This is a genomic window from Listeria cornellensis FSL F6-0969 (assembly GCF_000525855.1).
GTDB classification, from domain to species: Bacteria; Bacillota; Bacilli; order Lactobacillales; family Listeriaceae; genus Listeria_A; species Listeria_A cornellensis.
This window is the reverse complement of record NZ_AODE01000004.1, coordinates 60,554-82,644: the sequence shown is the minus strand read 5'-3', so window position 1 is coordinate 82,644 and position 22,091 is coordinate 60,554. Positions and strand designations below refer to the sequence as shown.

Sequence of the window (22,091 nt, the reverse complement as noted above, 5' to 3'; positions counted from 1 at the left end):
AGCGATAGCGAATCTTTCTTACTTCACATCTTTTACTCTCACATTACCAGTCGTTGCTTCTGCTTCGATTTTCAAAACAGCTTCGTTAGACTTTGGTAATTTTGTAAAAAGAATGGTTTTGTTTACAGAATCCGATGTTTCATCAAGCACGTCAGCATCTGAGATTCCAAGATTAATCTTACCTAGATTCGTGTGCAATTTACCGTCCACACCTAGCTCGCTCGGCACTTGAACGTCGATGTTACCAACACCTGTTTTTGTTTTCAAGAAGCTAGAGTCATGGTTTGTTAATGTGAATGAAATATTTCCTGTTTTCGTTTGTAGGTTAGTCGAATCGAATGCACCTTTAGCAGAAACGTTGCCATGAAATGTTTTTAGCGATAAATCACGAACCGTACCACTATTTACACGAACATTTCCATTGATAGATTCAATCTCTGTTAGCGTCGTATTCAACGTGCCCACGCTGATATTACCATTCGTTGTTTTGGCAAACATGTCGCGGCCTGTCAAACCTTCAATATGAAGATTACCATTCAAAATTTTGATAGATACATAATCATATTCGCGTTCTGGCAAGTACACCGTCAAGTTTGTTACCACTTGTTTCGATGGTGACTGGAAACGTAAAGTCTCTTCGTCCACACGCAATGTCGTTTTGTCAAAGAAGATTTGTAGTGCTTCCTCTTCTGGATACTCTTTGAAAAGCTTGATATTCGCGTGTACCTTCACATCATTGCTGTCCCATGTCTTAAATTCCACGTTACCATTCGCAATTTCAAACTCTAAAATCGATAAAGTCGTATCGTGATAAACAAAATCACGTTCTAATTTCGTAGACGTCAAGAACGGAATCGGCATATCCTTCACTTGCTCAAAAGCGCTGTTCAAGAATTTACCGAACTTCTCTCCTGCTTGGGAAAGCTCATCCATGATTTGGCGACCAGTATCTTGTTGTTTCTCTTGACCAGCTTCTGATTTTTGTTTCGGTTGTGGCTGTGGACGTTTCTTGTAAGAAGCACCACCACGGTAAGGATTTCCTTTCGTATTCCAGCCTTGCGAATAATCATATTCTTCTTCCACGACTTCTTCTTGCACACTTTCTACTGTTTCAGAAGAACGAATATCCTCTGCTGCTGCACTCTTTCCTTCTTTTTTAGAAGTATTCTCAAGTAACGTTAGTGCTTCTTCCGTAGAATGATACCTTGTTTTACTAGTTCTAAAATTCGTTTGCGTTCGTTTTCCATGTTTTTTTTCCTCCTCGTGGAAATATAGCGATATCCATTAAGTATTGTAAAATAAACGATTGTTTTCTAACTGATAACTCTATTATGACGGACAAGAGCATTTCTGTCATACAACCAGAGTATGATTATTTCTTTAGACTTTCGGCACTTGGGAATATGTGTATACGCAAAAAAATCGGCGGCAAGTGTTCGCAATGCGGGCGTTTCATGGACTTCCGGTTCTCACATGCGGGGGTATGTTCCGCTTCCGGCTTCCACGAAACGCCTGCATTACAAACGCTTTCGCTCGATTTGTGTAAAGCTAAGTTTACGTCCTACCCGAAAAAAGGGATTGGCGCTCTTCGGCTTATTTGGAATTAGTTCAAGTTTATCTCTAGTTTATTAGTCTGCTTTGCTTGCTATTTTTTCTTTCATTCTAGCTTTGTCGCGAGTTAAAATTGGCTTTAGGTACTTACCAGTGTAGGATTTGGCTACTTTTGCGACTTGTTCTGGTGTACCTTTTGCAATGATTTGGCCGCCGCCATCTCCGCCTTCTGGTCCTAAGTCAATGACGTGATCTGCTTGTTTTATAACATCTAAGTTGTGCTCGATAACTAGAACGGTATCTCCGTTTTCATCTACCAAACGCTGTAGTACTTTGAGCAAGCGCGCGATGTCATCTGCATGTAAACCTGTTGTTGGCTCATCTAAAATATAGAACGACTTACCATTACTGCGTTTGTGCAACTCTGAGGCTAGTTTCACACGTTGCGCTTCTCCACCTGATAGCGTCGTTGCCGGTTGCCCCAAACGAATATATCCGAGTCCTACGTCTACAATCGTTTGCAGTTTGCGGCTTATGCGTGGAAGATTTTTAAAGAAGTCCAAACCTTCTTCCACCGTCATATTTAACACTTCTGCGATATTTTTTCCTTTAAAACGGATATCTAATGTTTCACTGTTGTAGCGTTTACCGTGGCAAATTTCACATGGTACGTAAACGTCAGGCAAGAAATGCATCTCTATTTTGATGATGCCGTCTCCTTTACATGCTTCACAACGACCGCCTTTTACGTTGAAGCTAAAGCGACCTTTTTTGTAGCCACGAATTTTGGCTTCGTTTGTCGATGCAAATAAATCACGGATATCGTCAAATACACCTGTGTAGGTAGCAGGATTAGAACGAGGTGTTCGTCCAATTGGTGATTGATCAATGTCGATAATCTTCTCTAGATTCTCCATACCTTTGATTTCTTTGTGCTCCCCTGGTTTCGCGTGTGCCCGGTTAAGATGTCGGGATAAAGCTTTACGTAGCACTTCATTGACTAGCGAGCTTTTTCCTGACCCAGAGACTCCTGTCACGCATGTAAAAGTTCCTAACGGGAATGTCGCGCTCACATTTTTGAGATTATTTGCTTTGGCGCCAATGACTTCTAGCTTATTGCCACTGCCTTTGCGACGCTCAGAAGGTATCGGAATGAATTTCTTCCCAGATAAATAGGCTCCCGTGATAGAATTCTTATTATTTCGCACTTCTTCTGGGGTTCCGGCAGCCACAACTTCCCCACCATGCTCGCCAGCTCCTGGTCCGATATCAATTAGATAGTCCGCCGCAAGCATGGTGTCCTCATCGTGTTCTACAACAATCAGTGTATTACCAATATCACGCATGCTTTTAAGTGTATGAATGAGTCGATCATTATCGCGTTGATGCAACCCAATCGAAGGCTCATCCAAAATATACAATACGCCGGTTAAGCGTGAACCAATCTGTGTCGCTAATCGAATCCGCTGTGCTTCTCCACCTGAAAGCGTTCCAGCAGCGCGGCTCAATGTCAAATAATCCAATCCTACATTCTTCAAGAATCCTAAGCGTTGTTTTACTTCTTTCAAAATTGGCTTCGCAATCTGCGTTTCTTTTTCAGATAGTGTTACTTCATCGAAAAAGTTCAACGCTTCAATAATAGAGAAGTTGCTCACATCACCTAGATGCGTCTTATTAATTTTGACGGCTAGTGCTTCTTCTTTAAGTCGATAGCCTTTACAAGATGGGCACGGTAAATCCGTCATGTATTGCGCCATTTGTTCTCTAGTGAAATCCGAACTTGTTTCGCGATAACGACGCTCCACATTGGGAATAATACCTTCAAACGGTATATTCGTTTCGCGTGTCATTCCAAAATCGTTTTTATATTCGAAATAGAATTCTTTACCGTTCGAGCCATTCAGAATAATATCTAGCTGCTCTTTCGGTAAATCTTCTAGCGGCGTATCCATATCAATAGCAAACTCTTTACAAGCCGCTGCCAGCATTTTCGGGTAGTATTGAGAGCTGATTGGCTTCCACGGAATAATAGCCCCATCGTTAAGGGATAGGCTCATATCTGGAATAACTGTATCAATGTCTACTTCTAGTTTAGTTCCAAGACCATCACATGTTGGACAAGCACCAAATGGACTGTTAAATGAGAACATTCTTGGCTCTAACTCACCGACAGAAAAACCACAATATGGACAAGCATAGTGTTCGCTAAACAGTAATTCTTTATCACCAATGACATCAACAACAGCATAACCATCTGCTAATCTCAATGCCGACTCAATAGAATCAAATAAGCGGGAGGTAACGCCTTCTTTTACAACGATGCGGTCAATGACGATATCAATCGAATGCTTTTTTATTTTTTTTCAAGTTCAATTTCGTCTCCGATATCATACATGTCTCCGTCGATACGAACGCGCACATAACCCTCTTTTTTGATGCCTTCTAATGTCTTCTTGTGTGCACCCTTCTTGCCTGAAACAATTGGTGCTAAAATTTGAATCCGCGTTTTATCTGGTAATTCTAAAACACGATCCACCATCTGTTCAATCGTTTGCGATGAAATCTCAATGCCGTGATTGGGGCAAACCGGATGCCCAACACGTGCATACATTAATCGCAAATAATCATGAATTTCCGTTACAGTACCTACTGTCGATCGCGGATTCCGACTCGTTGTCTTTTGGTCAATAGATATAGCTGGTGATAGACCTTCAATTAAGTCTACATCGGGTTTGTCCATTTGACCTAAAAATTGGCGTGCGTAAGAAGATAACGATTCTACGTAACGTCGTTGTCCTTCTGCATAAATCGTATCAAAAGCTAGCGACGATTTCCCCGAACCAGATAAGCCAGTCATGACAACAAGCTTATCTCGTGGAATTTCGACGTCAATATTTTTTAAATTGTTGCTCTAGCGCCTTGTATAACAATCTTATCTTTTTCCAACTCTAATCATCCTTCCGCTTTTAACTCGAGTAAGGTATCGCGAAGTTGCGCTGCACGCTCAAAGTCGAGTGCTTTTGCCGCATCTTTCATTTCATGTTCTAATTCTTCAATAAATGCCATTCGTTCTTTCTTATTCATCTTGCTAAGATCTTTCAAGCGCTCAGCTTCTCTTGTTTCAGCAGCAGTTGTTGCAGCAATGACCCCTCGAACATCTTTAATAATTGTTTGCGGTGTCACACCGTGCTTTAAGTTATATGCCTCTTGTATCTCACGACGACGCGATGTTTCGCTAATCGCAAATTTCATGGAATCCGTCATCTTATCGGCGTACATAATAACTTTACCGTTCTGATTACGCGCGGCACGACCGATTGTTTGGACGAGAGCGCGCTCTGAGCGAAGGAAACCTTCTTTATCAGCATCAAGAATCGTGACTAGCGAAACCTCTGGAATATCGATTCCTTCACGGAGCAAGTTGATTCCCACAAGAACATCATAGATCCCTAAACGCAGGTCTCGGATAATCTCAATCCGTTCTAATGTCTTCACTTCTGAATGCAGATATTGTACTTTGATACCTGTTTCTTTCAAGTAATCCGTCAAATCCTCTGACATTTTCTTCGTCAGTGTTGTAATCAAGACACGTTCATTCTTCTTAATACGTTCATTTATTTCATCTATCAAATCATCAATTTGTCCTTCGATTGGTCGAATTTCGATAATTGGATCGAGCAGACCAGTAGGACGAATGATTTGTTGAATAACATCTGGGTTTAAAGCCAATTCATATGGTCCTGGTGTAGCTGAGATATACATAATCTGATTGACATGCTTCTCAAATTCCTCTAAGCGTAGTGGTCGATTATCCAAAGCAGAAGGGAGTCTGAAACCATGCTCTACTAACATCTGTTTACGCGCTTGGTCCCCATTATACATACCACGAATTTGTGGCATCGTTACATGGGATTCATCAATCACTATTTGGAAATCATCAGGGAAAAAGTCTAGTAGCGTATATGGCGTGGAACCTGCTTCTCTCAATCCTAGATGGCGCGAATAGTTCTCAACGCCTGAACAATAGCCCATCTCTTCCATCATCTCGATATCATAGTTCGTACGTTGCTCCAAACGTTGCGCCTCTAGTAGTTTATTATCAGCACGCAATACTTTCAAACGGTCCTCTAGCTCTGCCTTAATATTCACGATCGCCTTCTTCATAATATCTGGACGTGTGACAAAATGGGATGCTGGAAAAATGGATACATGTTCTCGTTCCCCAATAATTTCGCCCGTTAGCGCATCTACTTCACGAATTCGCTCAATCTCATCACCAAAAAATTCCACACGCATACAGTGTTCATCACGGGACGCTGGAAAAATCTCAACGACATCTCCGCGGACACGAAAACGACCGCGCTGGAAATCAATATCATTGCGATCGTACTGTATCTCTACTAAATCGCGTAACAATTGATCGCGACTAATCTCCATTCCAGGTCGCAAGGAAACAAGCATGGCACCATATTCTTCTGGCGAACCCAATCCATAAATACAGGAAACACTGGCTATAATAATGACATCGCGCCGTTCAAATAAAGATGCTGTCGCAGAATGTCGTAATTTATCAATTTCATCGTTTACACTAGAATCCTTTTCTATAAAAGTATCTGTTTGCGGAACATATGCCTCCGGTTGATAGTAATCATAGTAACTCACAAAATACTCTACTGCATTATTCGGAAAAAACTCTTTAAATTCACTATATAATTGTCCCGCCAACGTCTTATTATGAGCGATGACAAGCGTCGGTTTATTGACTTCTTGAATCACATTAGAAACTGTAAACGTTTTCCCTGTTCCCGTTGCTCCAAGTAAGGTTTGATGTTTTATACCATCGTTAAGGCCTGCAACCAATTTCTCGATAGCTTTCGGTTGATCCCCTTGTGGCGTGTATTTCGAAACTAGTTGAAATGTATCCTTCACCTTTTTTTCCTCCTTTAGCAAAACGAAAGTGAGTCTAGGCAAATCCCAGACTCATCACTTGTATTCATTTTATCATAATTGTGCCAAATCCGCTAGCAAAAAGCGAACATATTTTCGCATTCATGTAACACGAAAGGCTCCCCATTAAGCAAAGCCTTTTCATCATTACGCTTCTTTATCTGCCTGACGCAATCTACCAAGCATTCGTGTTGCTAGGAAAAAACCAATGGTCATCGAAATCGCGTCTAAACATATAAGCCACCATGTATTCGTGAAACCCATTCGAGCGGAAACAGCTATTAAAATCACAGTGAGTCCTAAACCTACAAAGCGTTGGTACGTAATTCGAGATAATGTAATAACCAACAAACCTGGAAAAATTAACGCCGAAATTAGCTGATCCCACATAGGCTTTGCTCTCCCTCTTTTTTAACTATCCGCTTTTAAGACGCGTGCTTTGATTTCATCTGTTAAAGCTGGTAAATCCGTTTTTTCAATACCTTTTTCGGCGAGTAGATCTGGTAGTATTTCACGTAAGAAGTACTGAACACACGCCATTTCACGGAATTGATAGATGGTTTCTAACGCCTCGCTATATATTTTGGTGAATGTTGGTTCTGGGTTGCCTTTCTGGATTTCGCCGAATGATTCATAAAGCAGATCTACTTTATCTGCCACCGCCAAAATTTGTCCTTCTAGCGTATCGTCTTTGCCTTCTTTAAGTAAAACGTGATAAATAGCTTGAAACTCTTTCGGAATCTCCTTGTTAATGAAGTTTCGCGTCATCGTTTCTTCTACTTCTGACAGCATTTCGCGAAGTTCTGCGGTTGCATATTTGACGGGCGTTTTGATATCCCCAATGAACAGTTCTGGATAATCGTGGTTCAGTGCTTTTTCATATAAGGCGCGCCAATTGACGGTTTGTCCAGCTTGTTCTTCTACATTACCTAGAAACTGTGCGACTTGGGTAACTTTGAATGAATGTTCCGCGACAGAATGTTCTTGGTATTTGAACTTGCCTGGACAACGATAAATATTCTCTAAATCAGATAAACTACGAAAATATTGATGGATTCCCATTTTGCTTCACTCCTTATTGTTCTTCTTGTTTTTTATTATCTGGGTGCGTGTTTTCTACTTCCCGCATGATTAACGCTGAACTGAAGCCAAGTAAGGCGATAATAGCCGCCGAATATTGTCTGAAATTGTCTGCTGCAAAAATATAGATAAGTCCCATAAAAATAAGTGTCGTCAAAATTCCCCATGTGAATAACTTGTGCCCACGCGTGACTCCAACTTTCATAACGGAATAAATGCCGACATAGCAAACTGCTTGAATCAAAATGAATTGGACGACGGAAATAATGATGACAGACGTTAAGTCATCGTTGAACATCACTGCTGCAACAGAGACGGCGAGTAGGGCTATGATGCCTAAAATAACGATTATTTTTTTGCTATTGGATAGTTGCTTCATGTTCTTCCCCCAAATGGTTTTCTTTTTTTTACTAGTATAACGAGGATGCGAGTTGATAGCAACCTAAAACACTTGATGGTATGCGGTTTATCGGTTTATTTCAACAAAAACAAGAAGCATTGCTACTCCTTGTTTTTTGTTCGCTTATTTGATTTCTTTTTCAGCTTTACTTCGGAACAAGATGGAGAGTCCGAAGATGGTTACAACGATGGTTGCGCCCATATCTGCCATGATTGCCATCCATAGGGTTAGATAGCCTGTTATAGCTAGTAATAACGCTACGATTTTGAGGCCTAACGCGAAGGCAATATTGAAGCCTACGACGAATCGTACTTTTTTAGCAATTTTTACGGTAATTGGTAATTTTCCTAAATGATCTTGCATGAGTACGATATCTGCCACTTCAATTGCGCTGTCTGTTCCTTTGCCCATCGCGATGCCGAGGTCTGCGGTTGCGAGGGCTGGGGAGTCGTTGATACCATCGCCAACCATCGCAATACTGCCGTTTTTGGCTTGAAGGTCGCCGATTTTTGTCAACTTGTCTTCTGGTAATAAACTTGCGTAATAGTGGTCGATGCCGATTTCTTTCGCTACTTTTTCAGCGGTTTTTTCGTGGTCGCCAGTTAGCATAACGATATTAGTCATGCCGGCTTGATGAAGCTGGGTAACAAGTTGTTTACTTTCTTTGCGCAAGGCATCTTGAATGCCAAACATGCCGAGTATTGCGCTTTCTGATGCGGTAATAACGACTGTACAGCCTGCTTCTTTCAGCGCTTTAACATCCGTTCTAGCCGCGTCTGTCCAACTCGATTCTGGGATTTGTTGCTCGTTACCCAAGAAATACTGTGTTCCTTCGAATGTGCCGACAAGTCCTTTTCCACCAACCGTTGTTAAGTTGTCCATTTCTGTATCAACCGCACCAATGCGAGCGATGATTGCCGCTGCGATTGGATGCCCTGAGCTCTGTTCCATCATACTGGAAATTCGAAAAAAGTCCGTTTCATCATACACGATTTCTTTCTCGACAACTGGTTTTCCTTCTGTCAGTGTGCCCGTTTTATCGAACGCGATTTGTTTCGTCTTGGCGAGTTGTTCTAGGAAAACGCCGCCCTTAATCAATACACCGTTCTTAGCGCTGCGCGTAATTCCAGATACAATCGCAACTGGTGAGGAAAGGATTAACGCACATGGACAGCCGATAATTAATACTGCGAGTCCTTCATAAACCCAATGACTCCAGGCTCCTCCGAAGAAAAGTGGTGGCACAATAGTCACTAGCACGGCAAATATCATAATGATCGGTGTGTAGTATTTTGCAAAACGATCGATGAATAATTCTGTCGGTGTTTTCGTTTCTTGCGCTTCTTCTACTAAATGCAAAATTTTAGCTAAGGATGAATCCTCGTAAACCGCAGTAATTTTAGCTTTTAACGTTCCTTCGTTATTGACCGAGCCACCGAACAAAGCGTCACCAATTTGTTTTTCTACCGGCATCGATTCACCAGTAATCGCGGCTTCATTCACAGAACTTTTCCCATCAACAATCACAGCGTCAGACGGTACTTTTCCGCCGGCTTTTATCAAAATAATATCGCCAATTTGCAAGTCATTAATTGATACTTCCGTTGCAACACCATCTTTTAAAAGGTTCGCCGTTTTGGGCACGACTTTCAATAATTCTGCCATCGATTTGCGTGCTTGCCGCATTCCGAAACCTTCTAAATATTCATTCACTCCGAATAATATCGCGACAACGGTTCCTTCGCGCCAGTCCCCAATAATAAAAGCACCAACTAGCGCAACCGTCATCAATGTATCAATGTTAAACTTCAAACGGAATAAATTCTTGAGTCCTTTGAAAAACGTTTGATATCCGCTGAGTGCCGCCGCAACAAAATAAATACTAAACGATCCCCACGTTGGCATGTACTTATCTGTGAAAAAGGCAACGAAGAATAACAACGTCGAAATGGCAATCTGAACGATGAGCTTCGTGTCGCCATGGCTATGGTCGTGGTCATGATCACCCTCTGGTGGCACGATTGAAACGCCTTCTTTTTTCAATATTTTTTCTACATCCGGCATCGTCATCTTATTTGAAATAACCATTTTCCCCGAGTTATAGAGTACTTTCGCATCCTTACCGTGCTTCAATTGCTTCATTTCGGCTTCCATCTCTTGTGCACAGTGCGCACAGGATAGCCCGCTTAATTTGAATTCTGCCATTGTCCTCCTCGTCCCTTCTCAATTTGTGTGTTCCACGTGCCTAATCGCTTGCGAGAGCAATTCCAGAACGTGGTTGTCGTCTTGCGTATAATAAATCGTTGTACCTTCGCGTCTTGATTTTACTAAGCGTAAATTTTTTTAAAAAGCGTAATTGATGAGAAACTGTCGTCTGATTGAAGCCCAGCGTCCGCGCAATATCGTTCACCGAATACTCTTGATCTTGCACGAGGTTCAAAATTTGAACGCGTGTCGGATCAGCCAGTGCTTTAAAAATTTGCGTCACACCAAAAAGTGTTTCTTCGCCTAATAGTTGTTTGCTTTGTTCCATATCTTATCACTCCGATTCTCATATATGTTCATATACACATATAATAGACCAAAAAAGGAAACTTAGCAAGGTTTAAATGGTACAACTTTCAATATATGTTTATATACACATATATTAATATATATTTGATAAAATTGCAAGTATTTCTTTCGTTATATAGAAAATGAGTTTATTTATGTAAATAAAGAGCTCAATCCGCAAAATCATGATATAATTTACACAAAGGAGTGATAGCATGCCAGATTTAAGCGGACGATTGACAGTTTTAAGGGAAAAGCAAGGCTGGTCGAAAGCCGAAACAGCAAGAAGACTCGGACTGAAGGCCCCTTCTACATACGGTAACTGGGAGTATGGTATTCGAGAACCGGATTTGGATACGGTTCGCCATATTGCAACGTTATTTGATGTTTCGGTAGATTATTTAATTGGTCAAAATAGTGAACCCTCATATAAACCGGTCACAACGAAAGAAAAGAACGATATCGCAAAACGAATTGAGAAAATAATTGAGGATTTGCGTTATGAGGAACATCAACATTTAAACGGGGAGTACTTACAGGAAGAAACGACGGAATTTATTATGGATTCCCTTGAATTCACATTGAAACAAGCTCGGAAATTAAATAATTGATACAAAAAACTCTGTCACATCACGCTGACAGAGTTTTTTTATATATTAGTTATTCAACTCTTCAATTTCGCCGCTCTTCAAATACACAATCCATTCGCAGACGTTCGTTACATAATCACCAATCCGCTCCAAATACTGGGCAACAAGGAGTAAGTACGAAATTTCTTCTAAATGATCAGGATCTTCCTGCATGAAATGGATACATTTTGTATAAATCACGCGTTGGAGTTTATCGACTTCATTATCTCGCGATGCTATTTCACGCGCTGCTTCTTCATCTTCCGCCAGATAAGCTTTTAGAACGTCATGTACCATTATTTTGACGATATCGCCCATCTCTTGAATTTCTGGAATTGGCTTCACGACTTTTGTTCGGCCAACTAAGATCGTTGTTTTAGCGATGCTGACAGCGTGATCACCGATTCGCTCCAAATCGGAACTTGCTTTTAAAACTGTGACAATTTTGCGAAGGTCGATGCCTACTGGTTGTTGGAGCGCAATGAGTTCAAAAGATCTTTGTTCTAGCGCTAATTCCATATTATTGATGGAGCGATCGCTTACGATGACGTTTTCTGCTAGTTCATGGTCTCGATTAACAAGTGATTTAACGGCTTTGTAAATCGCCTCATTGACTAGCATTCCCATCTCGAGTAAGTGTTGGTGTAGCTCGTTTAACTGCTCATTAAAAATTTTTCTAACTGGCATATGCTTCGCTCCTTATCCAAATCGTCCTGAGATATAGTCTTGCGTTTGTTGCTCTGCTGGGTTCGTGAAAATGGTTGTTGTATCAGTGAATTCAATGATTTCTCCGTTGAGGAAAAAGGCTGTCTCATCAGAAATACGCGATGCTTGTTGCATATTATGCGTCACGATAACGATGGTGTAATTTTTTTTTCAACTCTAAAATCAGATTTTCCATTTTTGCTGTAGAAATCGGATCGAGCGCGGAGGTCGGTTCATCCATCAGGATAACTTCTGGTTGGACCGCTAGAACACGAGCGATGCAGAGCCGTTGTTGTTGTCCGCCTGACATGCCAAGTGCTGATTTGTGCAAGCGATCATGGACTTCATCCCAAAGTGCAGCTTGTCGCAAGCTTCGTTCAACGATTTCATCAAGTTTTTTCTTGTTTTTGACGCCGTGTGTTCTTGGGCCGTAAGCGACGTTATCATAGATGGAAAATGGAAACGGGTTCGGTTGTTGGAACACCATCCCGACTTTTTTACGCAAGTTGACTGTGTCTATTTTGGAACTCTGAATGTTTTCATCGGCAACTTTGATTTCGCCTTTGATTGTGACGTTTGGAATCAGATCGTTCATTCGATTCAACGTGCGAAGAAAAGTAGATTTTCCACATCCAGACGGACCTATAAGCGCTGTTACGCGATTTTTTTTTGAAGTTTTAGACTTATCTTATTTAGTGCTTGTTTTTGCCCGTAAAACAGGTCTACGTCTCTTGTTTCGATGACGAATTCCGTGTCGATTGTAGTTGACATTGGGGTGGCTCCTTTCCTCTTTTCATTATCCAAAATTGCCCGAAATATAATCCTGCGTCTGCTTATTAGATGGGTTCGTAAACAGCGTTCCTGTATCGGTCACTTCTACTACTTTTCCTAGGTAGAAAAAAGCGGTATGATCGGATACACGCGCGGCTTGTTGCATATTATGCGTCACAATAATAATCGTGTATTTTTTCTTCAGTTCATGGATTAAATCTTCAATCTTACTCGTCGAAATCGGATCTAGCGCAGAGGCTGGTTCATCGAGTAGCAAAACCTCTGGCTGCATCGCAATCGCGCGGGCAATACACAGGCGCTGTTGTTGTCCGCCAGATAACGATAAGGCGCTTTTGCCTAAATCATCTTTAACTTCATCCCAAAGTGCGGCGCTACGCAAGCTTTTCTCGACACGTTCTGCAAGCTCGGCCTTATTTTTCATGCCGTGGCGCTTCAAACTAAAAGCAATATTTTCAAAAATCGATTTTGTGAATGGATTCGGCTTTTGGAATACCATCCCGATTTCTTTGCGGACGTTGTATAAATCCACTTCTTTTCGGTTGATATTGATTCCGTTATATAAAATTTCGCCTTCCATTCGGCAGCCATCGATTTCGTCATTCATTCGGTTGAGCGCGCGGAGGTAGGTCGATTTCCCACATCCAGATGGGCCGATGAGCGCCGTCACTTGGTTTTCGTGGAATTCTAAATCGACACCTTGAATCGCATGATTGTCGCCGTAATAGACATGCAAATCATTGGTCGCCATCGCGGGTGCGCCTGCTGTTACAATTTCTTTCTCTTGGTTTATCGCGAACGACATATTAGTAGTTGCCATCATTTCACAAAACTCCTTTTGTCCGCCAAATCAGGAAGACGTCATCTTTTTAAATACGTATTTCCCTAGAATGCGGGCTAAAATATTGAAAAGTAGCACGGAAAGAATCAGTACGGCGGACGCTCCTGCGGATACTGCGGCGGCGTCAGGCATGATTCCTTCTCCGTTAATTTTCCAAATGTGTACGGCAAGTGTTTCTGCTGGACGGAAGATGTTAAGCGGCGACGTCGGGTTCATTGGATTCCAGTCCCCGAAGTTCAATGTCGGTGTACTTTGTCCAGCAGTGTAGATTAAGGCGGCTGCTTCACCAAATACGCGTCCTGCGGCTAAAATAACGCCGGTCACGATTGCTGGTAGCGCGGCTGGAACTAGCACCCGTGTTATGGTTTCCCAGCGCGACAAGCCTAGTGCAAGTCCTGCTTCTCGTTGCGTATTCGGGATAGCATTGAGCGCTTCCTCAATAACGCGAATGAGTAGCGGTAGATTAAAGATGGTTAGTGTCAGCGCCCCGGAAATAACCGAGAAGCTCCACCCCATCTGTAACACGAAAATTAAGAAGCCGAACAAACCGACCACGATCGATGGTAAGGAAGATAGGACTTCAATCGTTGTCCGGATGAAGTCTGTAATCCAATTTTTGCGGGCGTATTCTGCCATGTAGATGCCTGCTCCGAGTGCGATTGGAACGGATAATAGCATCGTGATGAATAGCATATAAAAGGAGTTCCAAATTTCCGGCCCAATCCCGCCACCCGCTTTGAACGATTCTGGCGGAGAAGTTAGGAAATGCCAGCTTAGATGAGGAACGCCTCGAACTAAGATATAGCCGAGTAACCCTGCCAAAATAACGACAATGAGTAGCGCAATCAAATAGAAAACGGAGGTCGCGATCTTATCTTTTGTTTTTACATTCATTTGACTTTCCTCCTACGACCGATGAAGCGGATCATAATGATAAAGAACAATGACATGGCTAGTAGCACCATCGCTAGTGACCAAAGCACGTTATTATCAAGTGTCCCCATGACGGTATTTCCCATTCCCATTGTTAATATACTTGTCAACGTGGATGCCGGTTCGAATAACGAAGTCGGGATAACCACGGAGTTTCCAATAACCATTTGTACAGCAAGTGCTTCACCAAACGCACGCGCCATTCCGAAAACAACAGCTGTCAAAATGCCTGGTCGTGCACTGCGCAAAATTACTTTCCAAATCGTCTGCCACCGCGTTGCACCTAGCGCAAGCGAAGCCTCACGATAATGACGTGGTACCGATTGAATCGCGTCCACTGTCAAACTAGTTACAGTCGGCAAAATCATCACGGTCAAAACCGCGGTCGCCGCTGCAATCCCAAAACCACTTCCTGAAATATGTTCCCGAATAAACGGAACGACAACGCTGAGCCCTATAAACCCGTAAACAACGGATGGAATCCCAACGAGCAACTCCATGACAGGTTGCAAAATTTTCTTACCAAACTTCGGCGATATTTCCACCATAAAAATAGCAGCGCCAATCGCGAGCGGTGCAGCAATGCAAGCTGCGAGTAATGTCACACCAAAAGAACCAAGAATCATCGGCAAGGCGCCAACGAGTGGATTTCCAGCCGCATCTGTTTTGGAAGGGTTCCAATCTGTTCCTGTAATAAAGTCAACAAACGAAACATTATTGACAAAAAAAGTAGCCAGTCCTTTCGAGATTACAAAGAAAAGAATGGATGCCGCTGCAATCACCATGATGCTGATGCAGATAAATGTTATGATTTTCCCTCTTTTTTCAAGACGGGCCTTTTTTGGAAGTTTGCGTTAATGCTTTTTCTCGTGCTTCCACTGCGTAGACTCCTTTCCGAGTGCTGAGTGCAATTTTTATACTCAACAAACGGGTTTGCGCCCACTCCTATAGTTAGAAGTAGACGCCTTCCCCAATATATTTTTTATTTAACTTCTGTGATATTTCCTTTAGCATCGCGTTCTACTTTCATCGAGTGAATCGATTGGTAACCTAGTTGTGGTACCAAATCATTTTGAACGTCTTCGCTCGTAATGTAAGCTAGGAATTTTTTAGCAAGTCCTGTCGCTTCACCATTTGTGTACATATGCTCGTAAGCCCAAATTTTCCAATCGTTTGTTGCTACGTTTGCTTCTTTCGGCTCTACATTATCAAGGGAAAGTCCTTGGATTGAATCGTCAATGTAAGAGAAGGCTAGGTAACTGATAGCACCTGGTGTTTCGCTTACGATTTTACGAACAGTACCTGAGGAATCTTGTTCTTGCGCTTTAATTGGAGTTGCGCCATCTAAGCCCCATTTTTCAAAAGTAGCACGTGTTCCGCTTCCTTCTGCACGGTTGATGATGGTAATTTTTTCGTTTTTACCGCCAACCTCTTTCCAGTTTGTGATTTTACCAGTGAAGATATCGATTAATTGTTGTTTCGAAATATTTTTCACGCCAGCGTCTTTATTAACAACTGGTGCCATGCCGACTACTGCGACTCTGTGGTCTACTAATTTTGAAGCGTCAACGCCGTCTTTTTCTTCAGCGAAAACATCCGAGTTGCCGATATCCACTGCGCCTTGTTGCACTTGCGTTAGGCCAGTTCCAGATCCGCCACCTTGCACGTTAATTTGTGCTTTAGGATTTTCAGCTGTAAATTGTTTCGAAGCAGCTTCGACAAGAGGTTGTAGCGCTGTTGAGCCGACCGCCGTAATGGAACCTGAAACTTCTTTGCCATCTCCCGTTCCGTTTGCTTTATCTGATGATGTACTCGAATTTCCACATCCTGCTATAATCATTGTGAACGCTGCAATAACAGCTACTAGTCCTAAAAATCTCTTCTTCATGAATTGTAAACCACCTTTTTTATCGATTTAACTTACAAACCTACTATACCTCTTCTGGATTAAGGGGATGTGTAGCTAATGTTAAGAGAATGTAAAGATGCTATTTGTGTAAATTTATTTAAGGTAAAATGACAAAAAGACCGCGGATTGGGCGGTCTCAGACTGAATTTATGTAAAGAAAAACGCAAGCCGCTCAAATCACGACCTGCGTTACGTATTTATTTGGGAAGTATCACTGTGAATGTCGTACCAGATCCTTCGATGCTTTCAACTTGAATCTGACCGCCGCAACTTTCAACAATATGCTTCACGATAGAAAGTCCAAGTCCTGTACCTCCGGAATGTCGACTGCGAGCGCGATCCACACGATAAAAACGCTCAAAAATACGGTCAATGTCTTTTACCGGTATTCCGATGCCATTATCTGTTACGGTAATAGCTATCGTACCATTTGCCTCATTTTCCGTCACGTCGACCGACACTGTCCCATCTTGTGGCGTATACACAATCGCGTTTGAAAGGAGGTTAATCAGGATTTGTTGCAATCGATCACGCTCTGCTTGAATAATAACTGGCGATGCCAAATTCGGTGGCACAAGCTGAATCCTTTTTTCGAGTGCCATTGAGCTAACCGTATCCATTGTCGTAATCACTACATCCTCCACATCCACCTGCTCCATATTCATCGACACATGTTTCTGCTCAATTCGCGACAATTCCAAAATGTCCATGATTAATCGGTGTAAACGATCGCTTTCCTCTTTTATAATGGTGAGAAACTTCTTGAGCAGTGCTTCATCATACATCGCGCCATCAAGCAGTGTTTCCGCAAAGCCTTTTAACGCGGTAACTGGTGTTTTCAGTTCATGCGACACATTTGCAACAAACTCCGAACGCACATTTTCGAGTCGTCTAATTTCCGTAATATCATGTAGTAGCAAAATGACGCCCGTTATATTCCCCGTTTTTGATAAAATTGGCGAAACATTGGCGTCTAAAATAAGCTCCCTTGGAAAATAAATCGTGATTTCCTCTTGCTGAAAAGTTTTTTTCTCTAAACATTGATCGACAAGCTGCGTTAAGGCGAAACTTTTTAGAACCTCGTAGTATGCTTTTCCAGTGAGTCCTTTTTCGCCGATAATCTGCTCCATCATCGGGTTTGTCATCACGATCAGCTTCCGTTGATCAATCAACATCACACCGCTGACCAAGTTCTGCACGATTCCGTTCAGTCGCTGTTGATTAAGCTCGATTTCCTGCATTTGCTTCTCTAAACTTTGCGCCAGTTGATTCACGCTTAGCGATAAGTCCTGCAATTCGCCGTTCGTTTTCCCTGTAATTCTGCTGTAATAACGGTGATTTGCCAAGTCCATCGACACATCGATAATCTCGTTGACCGGTCGCGTAATCCGTCGCGCAATGACCGCACTGATGAAGCCAATAAATATTAACGCCAACCCAAAAATCAAGGTGAGGCTGAGCCATAACTGATGGACTGCTTTTTCCACGGATTCTAGCGAAATCGAAATCCGCAACACGCCATCCGTTACACCATTATGCGTAATTGGAACCGCTACGTACAGCATACTATAACCAAGCGTGGAGCTTTTTCGCGTGGCAATCCCGACCTCTTCCCCTTGCTCAAGGACTTCCTGCACCTCAGGGCGATTCATATGACTGCCCAAACTGTGCGGATCTTCCTTCGTATCGGCAATGACGTCCCCACTTTGATCAATCACCGTAATTCGCGCATCAATCTTATCCTCAAGCGGTTTTAAGTCCGACTGAATTTTATCCGCATTCTGATCCAAATCAACATCTTCCAGTTTCGTCGTGGTCAGCAATATTTTCGCATCATCCTGCAGCTGGTTTTCCTTCATGTGCAAGTAAACGCTCTTCATCAGTTCCCCCGAAAAGAAACCCACAATCACCATGACAATAAAAAATAAGATAAAAAAAGACAGTCCTATTTTCAGCCATAATTTTTTCATGATTTCACGTTCTCCATCTTATAGCCAAAACCACGAATCGTCTTAATGTACTGCGGTTTCTTCGTATCCGCCTCAATCTTATCCCGCAAATGACTCACATGCACATCCACAATCCGCGTTTCACCAATATAATCATAATTCCAAACCGCATCCAGCAACTGATCTCGCGAAAAAACCTTGCCCCGGTGGTTCGCTAAATATACCAACAACTCGAATTCCTTCGGCGTCAAATCCAGCAACTCATCCTGCAAATATACCTCATAACTCTCCGTCAGAATCTTCAACTCACCAACATGCAGCGACTTCTCTTTCTGCGCGACTTCCAGTTCCACGTCCGCCGCTTTCCCAGAACTTCTCCGCAAAATAGCCTTGATTCGCGCCACAACCTCACGCGGACTAAACGGTTTCGTCAAGTAGTCATCCGCACCAAGCTCCAGACCAATAATTTTATCCAATTCGTCATCCTTTGCCGTTAACATCAAAATCGGCGTCTCCACCTTATCTTGGCGTAACTGCTTACACACTTCAATCCCGTCCATCTCAGGCAACATCAAATCGAGTACAATCAAATCCGGTTTTTCTGACAAAGCAAGCTCGTACCCTGTCCTACCATCCTCCGCCGTCACTACATCAAAGCCAGCCTTTTCAATGTTAAATTGCAGTAAAGTTACAATAGAAGACTCATCATCTACTACTAAAATCTTGGTCAATGCTCTTTCCTCCCCATTCATAACGCGCAGCCTTTACATCCCCGCCACAACTTGTTATGTATTCTTCCACTAAAATATAGCATGAATTTACCTTTTTCGGGTAGAAAACCGACACTCTTAACACAATCTTAAAAGTCAGGGCTGCGAGAACTACCCATTTTCGTCGTTAAAAGTTCCGTTCCGATGCTCATGTACAGTCGTACATTCCGCTTTGTTGTGGCACTTTGAAACAACGTGAATTAGAGCCTCAATATGCAGAGGAGCACAGTGAATCTGTAGTCCTTAACTCGCTTTTGCCTAGAACCTGGGCAGTTCTCGCAGCCCTGAGTCGCGTTTTTGTGACTGGTCGTAACCCCAGTTCATCACGTTTTTATTTGGATTCTACCATGAATAAGCCTAGTTCGAATGAGTCTTCTTCGTGGATAGCGGTTTGGACGATTCTTGGTTCGCCGTTGTTGTCGCGGACTTTTAGCTTGCAGTAGGCTCGGTTTTCGTTTAGCGCCTCGTACAAATCTTCGCGATTCATAACAGCCACACCGTTTACCTCCATGATGACCTCTCCTGCTAAAATTTCCATTCGACTGGCTGGCGTATTTTCCCGCGCGCCCAGAACCATAATGCCGTCCGCTTGTGGTGTAAACTTAAACGCTGCATTCTGTTCCTCATTGCGATGACGATAGGAAATCCAAAACCGACCACCGATTGCTACGATAAACGCGAGTAAGCTCAAAATTGGGACCACGATACTAACAACGCCAAGAAGTGCGATCAAAATCGATAAACTGGTCACTCGAACTGCAATTTTATGCGTTGCTTGTGCTGGCAGCTGGGACTGTACTTGCTGCTGAAAACCAATCACAATCGGTAATACCATCAAGGAAAACGTCTGATTCCCAATTTGAAAAATCGGCCACCAATCAAACAACGCTGCAAAACCATGCCCTGGAATAAAGCATACGAGCGGTAACAACCATAAACGACGTAACTGGAATGCTCCGACCCATTTTCCGCGTCCACTTTTTCGAAGCATGGGTGAGGCTTGGTTGGCGCCCGTAAATTGAATCAAAAACGCCTCCACAGCAAGTAATAATGCCAATACAAACACAATGACAATCATGAAATTATCAATATACAAATCACGAATTGGCAGCATCCGATCCTCAAACGGCGCCAACTGCCAATCGAAATAATAGGCGGCATAGTAAACAAGGCTGGTAATTCCAATCGTATACGCCGTCGAAGCCATCCTAAATAATCCGACTAACAACAACACAATCAGTACGACATTAAATATCGCAATCCAGCCAATCGTCAACGTAAAACCTACAAAAACCATGATAATCGAAATCACCGCGCCAAAAACAATTCCCAAACCAAAGAACCCTTTTAATTCCTGCCAAGGCGAGTGTACCCGCACATGAAATGATTTCCGTTCCCATTTTATTCGGCTAAATCCAGCAATAATCGCAATTAGCATTGAAACATATAGCGCCGGCTGCATCAATATACTACCAATCCCTTTGACAATTTCTACTATTATTGTATCCATTCCATTCACCTCTTATAATATCGGAGAAAGTAACCGCGACACCGCCTCTTTCACTTTAATCCAAAACGACCGCTCCGCATATAATTCTTCCGTTAATTGATACGATTTCAAAATATCTTGTAAAAAAATATCTTCCAATTTTTGCGCAATTTTTTTCTCATACATAAACGCGTTGACTTCAAAATTCAGTCTAAAACTGCGGAAATCCATATTAGCCGTTCCCACCGAAGCAATTTCCCCATCGACAACAAGCGTTTTTGCATGAATAAAACCATTATCGTAAATATAAACCTTTGCACCACTCTCAATCAATTCCCCGCAATAACTCGTTGTTGCACGGTAAACAAAAGCATGGTCCGGTTTGTTTGGAATCATCAAGCGTACATCCACACCAGACAACGACGCAATTTTAAGCGCTTCTAGCAAGCTCGCATCTGGAATAATATACGGCGACTGTAAATAAATCGATTTCTTCGCCGAATTGATCATTTTGATATAGCCATTCTTAATTTGCTGCCATTCCGAATCCGGGCCACTGGATACAATCTGCATACTCGTCTGTCCCTTACCATGAAAACTCGGAAAATAGCGCGTTTGATAATCCAATTTCTGACTAGCCGATGACGCCGAATTCCAGTCCATAATGTACCTCGTCTGCATCGCAAAAACCGCTTTTCCACGAACTCGCAGATGCGTATCACGCCAATAGCCAAAACTATCATCCAGGCCTAGATATTCATCCCCAACATTGAATCCACCAATATAGCCAATTTCTCCATCAATAATCGCCAGTTTACGATGATTTCGATAGTTCAATCGGAAATTTATCAACGGCAATTTTGAAGGAAAAAACGGCCATACTTTGACACCATTTTGCTTCAGTTCATTCCAAAAAGCCTTTTTCGTGGTCCGACATCCCATTGCGTCATAAATCACACGAACATCGAGCCCTTCCTCCGCCTTTTTTTATCAGCGCTTTCTGCAAACGATTCCCTAACATATCCGAATGAATAATGTAATAAATCAAATGAATATGATCCGTCGCCATCTCAATATCTCGCATCAACGCATCAAACTTCTCATGCCCATCCGTGAAAATAGTCACTTCATTATCCTGCGTCAAAATCGCGCCATCGTTCACCAATAGTAAATAAATCAAATCCCGATGTTTCGCGACATTTCGATCACTGAATGGAAATTCCTGTTGCCTAATCATACTAATCTGATTATCCGTCGACTCTCGCAATCCAATTTTCTCCTGTCCCTTCCAGTCAAAAATTTTGCGATGAGAGAGCTTTCGGCCAAATATTAAATATATAATAAATCCAATAACAGGTATGAACGTCAGTACAAGCAACCAAGCCCATGTTGCTGATGTGTCTCGTCTTTCTAAAAACACCATCACAGCAGCAAAAAATAGATTGATTACTAGTAAAACAATCAGTAATCCCGCAATAATCCCCATAATGTACCTCCCAATAATAATGCTACCTTTTTATCATATCATAAATCAGGAGTTAAGTAT

13 protein-coding genes and 6 pseudogenes are annotated in these 22,091 nt (G+C 42.3%); 1 reads left to right on the top strand and 18 read right to left on the bottom strand.

Annotated elements, in window-relative coordinates; translation table 11 throughout:
• Window positions 1–18 precede the first annotated feature (18 nt).
• From PCORN_RS00865 to PCORN_RS00830, 8 genes and pseudogenes are all read right to left on the bottom strand, one after another.
• Window positions 19–1,247 (bottom strand): annotated as a pseudogene (locus tag PCORN_RS00865) (DUF4097 family beta strand repeat-containing protein).
• Window positions 1,248–1,628: 381 nt separating this feature from the next.
• Window positions 1,629–4,497: pseudogene (gene uvrA, locus PCORN_RS00860) on the bottom strand (excinuclease ABC subunit UvrA).
• A gap of 6 nt (window positions 4,498–4,503) precedes the next feature.
• A complete protein-coding gene (gene uvrB, locus PCORN_RS00855) occupies window positions 4,504–6,480 on the bottom strand; it encodes an excinuclease ABC subunit UvrB (protein WP_036076703.1) in 1,977 nt (658 codons plus the stop codon).
• Between the two features lie 165 nt (window positions 6,481–6,645).
• Window positions 6,646–6,888 carry a CsbA family protein gene (locus tag PCORN_RS00850; RefSeq protein ID WP_036076701.1) on the bottom strand — a complete coding sequence of 81 codons (243 nt, stop codon included), beginning with the start codon at window positions 6,886–6,888 and terminating at the stop codon, window positions 6,646–6,648.
• Between the two features lie 21 nt (window positions 6,889–6,909).
• Window positions 6,910–7,560 carry an HD domain-containing protein gene (locus tag PCORN_RS00845; RefSeq protein WP_036076699.1) on the bottom strand — a complete coding sequence of 217 codons (651 nt, stop codon included), beginning with the start codon at window positions 7,558–7,560 and terminating at the stop codon, window positions 6,910–6,912.
• 13 nt (window positions 7,561–7,573) lie between these two features.
• Window positions 7,574–7,957 carry a hypothetical protein gene (locus tag PCORN_RS00840; RefSeq protein WP_036076697.1) on the bottom strand — a complete coding sequence of 128 codons (384 nt, stop codon included), beginning with the start codon at window positions 7,955–7,957 and terminating at the stop codon, window positions 7,574–7,576.
• Between the two features lie 144 nt (window positions 7,958–8,101).
• On the bottom strand, window positions 8,102–10,183 hold the full coding sequence (locus tag PCORN_RS00835) for a heavy metal translocating P-type ATPase (protein WP_036076695.1): 2,082 nt from the start codon (window positions 10,181–10,183) through the stop codon (window positions 8,102–8,104).
• A gap of 18 nt (window positions 10,184–10,201) precedes the next feature.
• Window positions 10,202–10,511: pseudogene (locus PCORN_RS00830) on the bottom strand (ArsR/SmtB family transcription factor).
• Window positions 10,512–10,746: 235 nt separating this feature from the next.
• On the opposite strand from PCORN_RS00830, the gene PCORN_RS00825 reads away from it, so the two are divergent.
• A complete protein-coding gene (locus tag PCORN_RS00825; protein ID WP_036076692.1) occupies window positions 10,747–11,142 on the top strand; it encodes a helix-turn-helix domain-containing protein in 396 nt (131 codons plus the stop codon).
• Window positions 11,143–11,187: 45 nt separating this feature from the next.
• On the opposite strand, the gene phoU is transcribed toward PCORN_RS00825, so the two are convergent.
• The 10 genes and pseudogenes from phoU to cls form a co-directional block, all read right to left on the bottom strand.
• The gene (gene phoU / locus PCORN_RS00820) at window positions 11,188–11,847 is read right to left on the bottom strand and encodes a phosphate signaling complex protein PhoU (RefSeq protein ID WP_036076690.1); all 660 of its coding nucleotides are present in this window, start codon (window positions 11,845–11,847) and stop codon (window positions 11,188–11,190) included.
• Between the two features lie 12 nt (window positions 11,848–11,859).
• Window positions 11,860–12,636: pseudogene (pstB, locus tag PCORN_RS00815) on the bottom strand (phosphate ABC transporter ATP-binding protein PstB).
• Window positions 12,637–12,661: 25 nt separating this feature from the next.
• Window positions 12,662–13,459 carry a phosphate ABC transporter ATP-binding protein PstB gene (pstB, locus tag PCORN_RS00810; RefSeq protein WP_036076967.1) on the bottom strand — a complete coding sequence of 266 codons (798 nt, stop codon included), beginning with the start codon at window positions 13,457–13,459 and terminating at the stop codon, window positions 12,662–12,664.
• Between the two features lie 45 nt (window positions 13,460–13,504).
• Window positions 13,505–14,389, bottom strand: a complete 885-nt coding sequence (gene pstA, locus PCORN_RS00805) for a phosphate ABC transporter permease PstA (RefSeq protein ID WP_036076688.1) — start codon at window positions 14,387–14,389, stop codon at window positions 13,505–13,507.
• Window positions 14,386–15,307, bottom strand: a pseudogene (pstC, locus tag PCORN_RS00800) (phosphate ABC transporter permease subunit PstC). The gene pstA and the pseudogene pstC overlap by 4 nt, the downstream one beginning before the upstream one ends.
• Before the next feature lie 103 nt (window positions 15,308–15,410).
• Complete coding sequence (locus PCORN_RS00795) at window positions 15,411–16,316, bottom strand: phosphate ABC transporter substrate-binding protein (protein ID WP_036076677.1); 906 nt, start codon at window positions 16,314–16,316, stop codon at window positions 15,411–15,413.
• Window positions 16,317–16,534: 218 nt separating this feature from the next.
• Window positions 16,535–18,307, bottom strand: coding sequence for a two-component system histidine kinase PnpS (gene pnpS / locus PCORN_RS00790; RefSeq protein WP_036076675.1), 1,773 nt, complete (start codon window positions 18,305–18,307; stop codon window positions 16,535–16,537).
• Window positions 18,304–19,017: a response regulator transcription factor gene (locus PCORN_RS00785; RefSeq protein ID WP_149024197.1), complete on the bottom strand. Its 714-nt coding sequence runs from the start codon at window positions 19,015–19,017 to the stop codon at window positions 18,304–18,306. Before PCORN_RS00785 ends, pnpS begins: the two co-directional genes overlap by 4 nt.
• A 370-nt stretch (window positions 19,018–19,387) precedes the next feature.
• The gene (locus PCORN_RS00780) at window positions 19,388–20,566 is read right to left on the bottom strand and encodes a PDZ domain-containing protein (RefSeq protein WP_036076667.1); all 1,179 of its coding nucleotides are present in this window, start codon (window positions 20,564–20,566) and stop codon (window positions 19,388–19,390) included.
• Between the two features lie 12 nt (window positions 20,567–20,578).
• Window positions 20,579–22,031, bottom strand: a pseudogene (cls, locus tag PCORN_RS00775) (cardiolipin synthase).
• Window positions 22,032–22,091 lie beyond the last annotated feature (60 nt).